9 protein-coding genes are annotated in these 7,762 nt (G+C 60.9%); 1 reads left to right on the top strand and 8 read right to left on the bottom strand.

From position 1 onward, the window contains the following. Positions 1–22: 22 nt before the first annotated feature. The 7 genes from HXO69_RS08245 to folP form a co-directional block, all read right to left on the bottom strand. Positions 23–985 carry a Rossmann-like and DUF2520 domain-containing protein gene (locus HXO69_RS08245; RefSeq protein WP_296546454.1) on the bottom strand — a complete coding sequence of 321 codons (963 nt, stop codon included), beginning with the start codon at positions 983–985 and terminating at the stop codon, positions 23–25. A 133-nt stretch (positions 986–1,118) separates the two neighbouring features. Continuing rightward, a complete protein-coding gene (locus tag HXO69_RS08240) occupies positions 1,119–3,068 on the bottom strand; it encodes a PH domain-containing protein (RefSeq protein ID WP_296546452.1) in 1,950 nt (649 codons plus the stop codon). After that, positions 3,068–3,913 carry a PH domain-containing protein gene (locus HXO69_RS08235; RefSeq protein ID WP_296546451.1) on the bottom strand — a complete coding sequence of 282 codons (846 nt, stop codon included), beginning with the start codon at positions 3,911–3,913 and terminating at the stop codon, positions 3,068–3,070. The genes HXO69_RS08240 and HXO69_RS08235 overlap by 1 nt, the downstream gene beginning before the upstream one ends. Then, positions 3,900–4,418: a DUF3180 domain-containing protein gene (locus tag HXO69_RS08230; protein WP_296546450.1), complete on the bottom strand. Its 519-nt coding sequence runs from the start codon at positions 4,416–4,418 to the stop codon at positions 3,900–3,902. The genes HXO69_RS08235 and HXO69_RS08230 overlap by 14 nt, the downstream gene beginning before the upstream one ends. 45 nt (positions 4,419–4,463) lie before the next feature. Further along, positions 4,464–5,084: a 2-amino-4-hydroxy-6-hydroxymethyldihydropteridine diphosphokinase gene (gene folK, locus HXO69_RS08225; RefSeq protein ID WP_296546448.1), complete on the bottom strand. Its 621-nt coding sequence runs from the start codon at positions 5,082–5,084 to the stop codon at positions 4,464–4,466. Then, positions 5,084–5,497 carry a dihydroneopterin aldolase gene (gene folB, locus HXO69_RS08220; RefSeq protein ID WP_296546447.1) on the bottom strand — a complete coding sequence of 138 codons (414 nt, stop codon included), beginning with the start codon at positions 5,495–5,497 and terminating at the stop codon, positions 5,084–5,086. Before folB ends, folK begins: the two co-directional genes overlap by 1 nt. 51 nt (positions 5,498–5,548) lie before the next feature. Then, positions 5,549–6,499 (bottom strand): dihydropteroate synthase, encoded by a 951-nt coding sequence (gene folP / locus HXO69_RS08215; RefSeq protein WP_296546445.1) that lies wholly within the window; start codon positions 6,497–6,499, stop codon positions 5,549–5,551. Positions 6,500–6,716: 217 nt separating this feature from the next. Between folP and HXO69_RS08210 the strand changes: the two genes are divergently transcribed. Continuing rightward, the gene (locus tag HXO69_RS08210) at positions 6,717–6,923 is read left to right on the top strand and encodes a hypothetical protein (protein WP_294627161.1); all 207 of its coding nucleotides are present in this window, start codon (positions 6,717–6,719) and stop codon (positions 6,921–6,923) included. A gap of 159 nt (positions 6,924–7,082) precedes the next feature. Here the strand turns inward: HXO69_RS08210 and HXO69_RS08205 are convergent. Beyond that, on the bottom strand, positions 7,083–7,762 hold a 680-nt coding region (locus tag HXO69_RS08205), incomplete at its 5' end, for an Abi family protein (protein WP_296546444.1).

The raw sequence follows: 7,762 nt of genomic DNA, 5'->3' as shown, positions 1-7,762 counted from the left end.
ACTCGGGGCTTCGAAGTCTCAGTCATGACGAGAACTCCTTGTTTTCGGGGGTTGAATCGTCAATATCGCCGGGGTGGTTGCATTCCGAAGAATTGCCCAGCAGATTCTCAATTCGTCCCAGTTGTTCATCGTTTAACAAACCTCTATTATGCGCTCTTTTTGCGGTTGCGTGTGCCAGAGCGGCATAAGAGTCTGTAATATCACCTGTTTTCTCATGCTCTGAGTATTCATTCAGAGCCTGAAGGTGAGCCTTCACGGTGCCTGCGTCTCCACGTGCCACGGGCCCGGTCAGGGCACCCTCGCCGCTGGCGAGCGCATTGTCCACGGCGGCTCGAACGAGCGGCCCCATGTAGCGTGCCGGGTCCTCAATACCGATGGATGCGAGCATCTGCTGGGACTGACCCAGGATGGTTACGAGGTGGTTCGCGGCGTGCGCCAGGGCTGCGTGGTAGAGTGCTCGGTCGGCCTCGGCAACGTGCACGGGTTCGCCGCCCACCTCCACCACGAGTGCCTGAGCAATCGGGATGAAAGGCGCCGGTCCGGTCACGGCGAAACAGGTGCCGTTCAGGCGCTGCAGGTCCACGGACATGCCGGTGAAGGTCATGGCGGGGTGAATCGCCAAACCGATAGCACCCAGCGCGGTCGCCGGTGCGAGAACCTCGGTGCCGTGGCGGCCGGAGGTGTGCACCAGAATCTGACCGGCGGTAATACTTCCCGAGGACGCCAGGTAGGTGACAAGACCCGGCAGCTCATCATCGGGAACCGCAAGAATCAGCAATTCGCTACGTTCGGCAATCTGTTCCACAGGTAGCAGAGGCACATCGGGAAGCAGCATCGCGGCGCGCTCCTGAGACGCCTCAGACACCGCGTGAACACCCACAATAGTGTGCTCACAGGCGCGCAAAGCCGCACCGAGGACGGCGCCAACCCTCCCGGCGGAAATAATTCCAATGCCCAAACGCGCAGGTTTTGAATGCTGTATCACGGCTTTAAGTATATTCTCCCTTTCACGCAGGCCCTGCCGCCGGTGTCACGAAGACGACCGACGGCAGGATGCGCTCTGCAGTTTTGCTAGTTGTCTGGCTGAGCTAGCGGGTTAGCTGAGCTGCCGGGCTGGCTTAGGGCCGCCCGCTCAGTACCGGCTCAGGTACGCGGTAGTAGGGCTCAATACCCTCCAGGCGAACCGTCATCAGCCACACCAGGTCCTCGCAAACGCGCGGCGGCAGGTGCATCATGAGAGTGCGCACCGGGCCGGGCACCGTACCGAAATGCACGCTCGCGCATCCGAAGGCACGCTGCAGCGGGCCCTGGCCCCAGCTCACGCTCAGCACGCGGCTCACCGGAACAATCGCCAGCGTGCGGTTGAAACAGCCTCCACGAATCAGCAGCAGGTCGCCCTGCGTATGCTCGCCAACGCTCGCCCGTGCGGCATCCGAATCAATGCGGGTGGTCGCCTGCACCGAACCGGCAGTGTAACCGACCGTGGTCACGCCGTTACGCTTCCAGGTGAGCAGGTCCATCCAGCGCGCCGACGAGGGGGTCACAATCATTGCCGGAACCTGCGGCTGCTGACGCTTCAACGAACCGTTGGCGGTATCCAGCAGCACCTGTGCCTGCACCTCATCCAGGGCGGGCAACAGCAAACGCAACACCATCAGCGCCTCCTGCCTATTACCAACCGGCAGAGCAATATTGCGGGTCACCAGCTTCTGGTTATCGTTCTGCTCAATACCAATACCGGCAATGGTCATCTTGATGCGGTACCAGCCGAACACACGCCACAGAATGGACTGCTCCACCACCAGCGCCTGAATACGCTCAACCATCACGTTCTGAGTGTGCGTGCCGGTGAAACCGTACCGCAGGGTCACACCGCCCTGACCGCTCGGGGTGATTTTGAAGTTCGCGGCACCATCAAAACGCGCCCACAACGTACCCAAGTAACCGAGCAGCGGTACGAAGGTGCCGGGTAGCAACGCCATGAAAATCAGGAACGGACTCTCGCCATCTAGGATCGCGGCAATGACCGCGGCACCAACCATGAGAGCCACGGCGGGCACCAGCCACACCAGATGCTCCAACATGATGGAGGCAATCAGACGCACATTCGAGATGCGGAAAATCGGCGGCTGCGAGGGGTCAGCCGGGGTCGGCATCGGCATGCGAGCGCCGCGGCGGGATGCGCCGGGGTACTGAGTACCGGGGTGCTGGGGTGCAGACTGCTCGGGGGCGGGCTGCTGGATGCCCTGCTGAGGTACCGCCTGCTGGGTGCCGTCCTGCGCAGGCACGCCGTAGGACGCCTCATAGGATGCCTCGAACGGCTGGTGCAGCTGATCCGCATCCGGCATACGCTCCGCCGAAATCTGCATGCTGCCGGGCAGCACGTCGATCGGGCGGCCAGCCGCCTCCGAACGCAACAAGTTGATACTCGCCATCGCGGTACGGCGCAGAACCTCCGCCTTGCGGGCGGAAACGTACTTGATGTGCAGTGCCTCCGAAGAGCCGTCAGCCACCTCAAAACGAAGCTCCGACAGACCCAGCAGGCGCGCCACCAGAGGACGCGAAATGTCCACGCTCTGCACGCTCTCCAAGCGGATCGTGCGGTTCTTCTTGAACAGAAAACCGCTACGGCGGTGAATCGCCAAATCATCCAGGCTGTAGCGGGTAAACCACCAATCAATCGAGCCGCCAACCAGAATCAGCATGAGCACACCGAAGCCGATGAGCTGCGAGTACGTCGCACTGAAATAGCTGCTGTTCTCGTCGAATGCCTGCGTCAGGCGCGCACCCCACTCATTCGGCGGGGTCGTCAGAATATTCAGGATGATGCTCTGGAAGAAGCCGAACGCCAGCAGAATAACGAACCAGAGGTTCATGATGAACGTGCGGATATCGGCACGCCACCACTTCTGCTCCTGCGGTGAGGGGTTCGCCTGCGGCTGGTTTCCCTGACCGTAATTACCGTAAACCTGCTGGTCAGCACCATATCCAGCGGGGTGGCTGGCAGAGCTACCGTAACCCGAACCGCTATTATTTGGGGCGTTATTATTCGGAACCGGGGTACTCATTAGAGCGCCGCCATTCGCTCATCGGCGCGGCGCACCAGATCCGCACGCAGCTCCTCCGCCACGTTCAGCGGAATACCGAACAGCACCATCGTGCCGGTCGTCGTACCCGCGGTGCGCACCGTCAGGCGGGCAACACCGCACATGCGCTCCAGCGGGCCTGAATCCACGTCAACATACTGGATGCGACCGTACGGCATAGAGCTCATCGAACGGAACACGATGCCGCGGCGCGCCATCAGGTGATTCGACTCCAGGGCGTAGCCGAGCGCGCGAGTACGGCGCGGCGTGGTCAGAATCCACCACAGACCCCACAGACCAAACACCGCAATCACAGCCACGCCTGCGATGCGTAGCGCATCCGGGCCGCCGAAGAACGCACCCGCACAATACAGGGCAACGCCCGCAAGAATCGGGAGCGCCAGGGCAGAAAGAGTGTGAATATAACGAACCGTCAGGTAGCGGGAGGCGGCGGGCACCCACTGCGGCTCCGGTACGGGCTGCGAGGGAACCGGCTGAGAAGGCGCCGGCTGGGAGCTTACCGGCTGAGCGGGTGCCGACTGTGAGGGCACCTGCTGAGGTGCGTTCGGGTACGCGGCAGCGGGCGGAACCTGCTGACCATATTGGGTTTGCTGAACATACTGCGCCTGCTGACCGGGCTGTACCTGCTGGTCATACGGGGCACCAGACTGACCGTAAGCCGCCTGCTGGTACTGCCCGTACTGATTCTGCCCATGCTGGTCCTGCTGGCCGGGCTGACTCTGCCCATACTGACCGTATTGAGCATTCTGGGCATCCTGCCCGTACTGGCCATTCGGCGAATAACTATTCTGGTTAGGAGCCGACATAGGTTCCTCCCTCTCGCGGCTTTACAGCACCGGAAGAGGAGGCCGCATCCTCATCATCCTCCGGCGGAATACGACAACAATGCTGCGCCCACAGGCCAGCAATCAGCAGGGCAACACTGCCCACACAATTAACAAGAACCTCCCAAAAGAGCACCGAAAAACCGCGCGTCGACACCATCACCAGGTGGTACCCAAGAATCGCACCGCACCAGCCCGTCAACAGGGCACCGGTCATGATGGAGCCCTGCGCGTACGCCACCGCACGCGCCGCAAGAATCGGTCCCATATGGGGCACCTTCTCACGCGTCTGAATACGACGATAACGAGCCACCTGCACACCCAGCCACACGGCACCCGCCGCAACCAGCAGGCACACCGTGCCGAGCATCCACGAGAAATTCAGCTCGCCAAAACCGGCGCCAATCATCACGGAATTCACCATAAGAGCGACCGCGGCAGCGCACACCGCCGCCACAATAATCGCCCGATAGCTCAGGGGCTTCATGGTGTTTCCTTTCGGTAGGTTCCTCTACCTTCCAGAGTGCCACATTTAAGGCTGATCAGGTACCTTCATCTCACGCATATAGCTGATAGCGTCTTCATCTGCCTCAACCAGCGTGCGGGACAGCTCCGCAACGCTCACCACCTCGCGGCTCAGCGGCTCGGGAACCTCATCGGCACGCTCCCCCGAAGGCTCCGCACGATGCGTGACCGTCAGGCGTGCCTGCGGGTCCATCTGCGCCCACGGCACCAGCACAAAAGCACGCTCCTGCGCCCGCGGATGCGGCAGAGTCAGCACCGGATCCTCAGAAATCACGCCGTCATAGTCAATCACATCAATATCGAGGGTGCGCGGACCCCACCGCACCAGGCGCTCACGGTGATGCGCCGCCTCCACCGCATTGCACAGCTTCAGCAGCTCGTAGGCGCCAAGGTCGGTGGCCACCTCAATGACCACGTTCACGAAATCCGGCTGACCTGCCGGGCCACCCACCGGGGCGGTACGGTACAGCCCGGAGGCGCGCACCAGCTGCACACCGCCCGCCACCAGGTCGGCGACGGCACGCTCCAGGGTGTCTTCGCTTTCGCCCAGGTTCGAGCCCAACGCCAGCACTGCCCGATGTTTCTGCGTGCGGTGCTTCTGCGTATCGGGCTTCTGCGTGCCCGCCACTAGCGGCCGCCCTCAGCGGTACGCTCAGTAGCACGCTCACGGAACGCGCTCACCGCAACGTTACCGAACGGCAGCTCAATCGGTGCCTGCGGCTTCGACACGGTAATCTCCACCGCCTCAACGTACTCAAACATCGCGAGGATACCCTCCGCAATGTTCACCGCGAGAGTCTCAATCAGGTCCAGGGAACCGTTCGTAATGTGGCGGTGAATCAGGTCCACCACCAGCGCGTAGTTCGTGGTCTTCGTCAGGTCATCCGTCGCAGCGGCGGCAGAGAAATCGCTGTACAGGGTCGCGTCCACGACGAAGGGCTGGCCGTCGCGCTTCTCAAAATCGAGCACGCCGTGGTAGCCCTTGGCGGTAATGCCGGTGAGGGTGATGCGGTCGTGGCGGGCGTAATCTGCCTGGGTCATTGGGGGGTCTCCTAAAAGTATTCGGGTAGTCGGCGGTTGCGGGTGGTGGTTCTAGCTGACAGAACGCAGCGCGGAGGCGACCGTCACCGCATCCACGCTGGCGGGCACGTCGTGCACGCGCACAGCCCACACACCGCGCGCCGCCACCAGGGCGGTTACCGCCGCCGAAGCTGCCGCACGATGCTCGGCCGGGCGCGGCTCCGACAGAGACTGCCACAGCTCGCGTTCAGCCTCACCCGCCTCGGTTGCGGTGAAGCCGCTCGCGTTCAGACGCTCAGCCAGCGCCATATCCGCCGCCGTCAGGGCGTTAGCAATAAAACGCTTGCGGGAACCGGCAATGAGCAGGCGATGCCCCAGGGACTGCAGCTCGTCAATGGCGGCGAGCAGCTCCCAATCTTGCATACCGCCCTTCGCGAAGCCCAGGCCCGGGTCAAGAATCAGGTTCTGCGGTAGCACACCGGCGGCGAGGAAACGCTCACGCAGACCGGTCAGCTCCTCCACAACCTCGGTGACCACGCCGCGCGGGTACTCCGCCAGGCTGTTCATGGTCTGGGAGGTGCCGCGCGCGTGCATGAGGATGTACGGCACCTGCAGCTCGGCGGCGGTTTCAATCATTTCATCGCTCACGCTCAGACCGGACACATCGTTGATGATGTGCGCACCCGCGGCAATGGCGGCGCGGGCGGTCTGCGGGTTCATGGTGTCAACGCTGATGGTGGTGCCCATCTGCGCGACCGCCTCGATGACGGGCAGGATGCGGCGCTGCTCCTCCTCCACGCTGATGCGCACGGCACCGGGGCGGGTGGACTCACCGCCAATGTCGATAATGGAGGCGCCCTCGGCAATCATGCGGGCGGCGCGGGCGATAGCGTCGGTGGCGGCGTAGTGCTTGCCGCCGTCGCTGAAGGAGTCGGGGGTGACGTTGAGGATGCCCATCACGAGGGTGCGTTCGGCGGCGAGCGCGTCGCAGGGCAGGGGTGCTACACGGGTGGATTCGGTCATGGTTTTAATCGTACCGAATCTGCGGTGCGGTGGAGTTTGGCACTGTGACAGGGTGGGGTTGGGACAGTGATGGGGGTGTTTCTGGGGACACGGCGCGCAATACTTGCATTGCAGATACTTATTTAAGGGTATGCTGGGAGGGCACGCATACCGTGCCGGGTGTGTTCCCGGTCGGCGGCGCGCACCTACACATACATACTCTAGGAAGTGACTCATTGTGAATATGAAGACCGGAGCTTGGATTCTCTCCCTGGTGGCTCTTGCCGCGCTGGTGACTATTGTGCTCGCTGAAGGTGCTCCCGCCGTGCGCTGGATTGCTTTCGGTACTGCGACCGGTTGCGGTTTCATTGCCGTGGGCTTGATCGTGACGCTTGCCCTGGGTTGGGATGATCCGAGTGAGGCGAAGGGCCGCCTGCAGCGTTAGCGGCGGGGCTCTTCTAGCTTCTGCGGTAAGGCGTTATCGGCGGCGCCACGACCGCGGAAGGCACCCGGCTCAGAACACACTCTCGGAGCACTTTGGCGATGCGAAAAGGGGCGGAGGTTTTCACCTCCGCCCCTTTCAGCGCAATACTACCCAAAAGGCTTATTTATCTTCCTTTTCATCTTCCTTCCAGATAGGATTATCTTCCCAATTCTCAGGGGCTCCCATACTAGCAATAGGCATAGAAGGTACAGAAGGGTACTCACGTAGCACATTCGGTAGCGCAGAAACGTCTCCTACGTCTAGAGATTTCAGTAGGTGCTGAATCATGAGTAGATGGTAATACGCCCTATCGCGCCTTGCACCACTGACATCTACCTTATGACCTGAACCGAGGAGCATAGGTTCTGGTAGGCCCGCATTGAAAAAACGACTCTGGTGGGCACAGATGTTACGGTCATAATTGAGTGCTTCGAGAAGACTAGACAGCTGAGGAGCACTCATATTAAACATTGACGCGATATGGACACGCACAGATTCCGGAGAGAGATCATATAGATGAGTCATCGTTCCCCATGTCATTACCTCTACCGCAACCCATATCGGCAGTTCCCCTCCATAGTACTTTTTATGGTGCTTCACAAAAGGCTGCTTAGAGGTTCCCATACCTCGCTTATAGTATCCCAACCATTCTTCATGCTTCGTATTCACACCTGCTTTTTTGCGAGACGGCGGATATTTTGCACTAGGATGAAGTTTTTCTGGTTTCAAATGGATAAGAGGATCTATTTTTCCAAGGTGGTAGCCCAAAAGCGTTTTAAAAGAGACCTCGATGGTGGAAA

This window comes from Rothia sp. (in: high G+C Gram-positive bacteria) (assembly GCF_015265375.1).
Taxonomy (GTDB): domain Bacteria; phylum Actinomycetota; class Actinomycetes; order Actinomycetales; family Micrococcaceae; genus Rothia.
Note: the sequence above shows the minus strand (reverse complement) of the source record. Positions and strands in the feature narration are given on the sequence as shown.

Bases quoted from the DNA above. Each gene is read 5' to 3' on its own strand.
- HXO69_RS08240 (WP_296546452.1), bottom strand. From the start codon at position 3,068: ATGAGTACCCCGGTTCCGAATAATAACGCCCCAAATAATAGCGGTTCG.
- HXO69_RS08235 (WP_296546451.1), bottom strand. From the start codon at position 3,913: ATGTCGGCTCCTAACCAGAATAGTTATTCGCCGAATGGCCAGTACGGG.
- HXO69_RS08230 (WP_296546450.1), bottom strand. From the start codon at position 4,418: ATGAAGCCCCTGAGCTATCGGGCGATTATTGTGGCGGCGGTGTGCGCT.
- folB (WP_296546447.1), bottom strand. From the start codon at position 5,497: ATGACCCAGGCAGATTACGCCCGCCACGACCGCATCACCCTCACCGGC.
- folP (WP_296546445.1), bottom strand. From the start codon at position 6,499: ATGACCGAATCCACCCGTGTAGCACCCCTGCCCTGCGACGCGCTCGCC.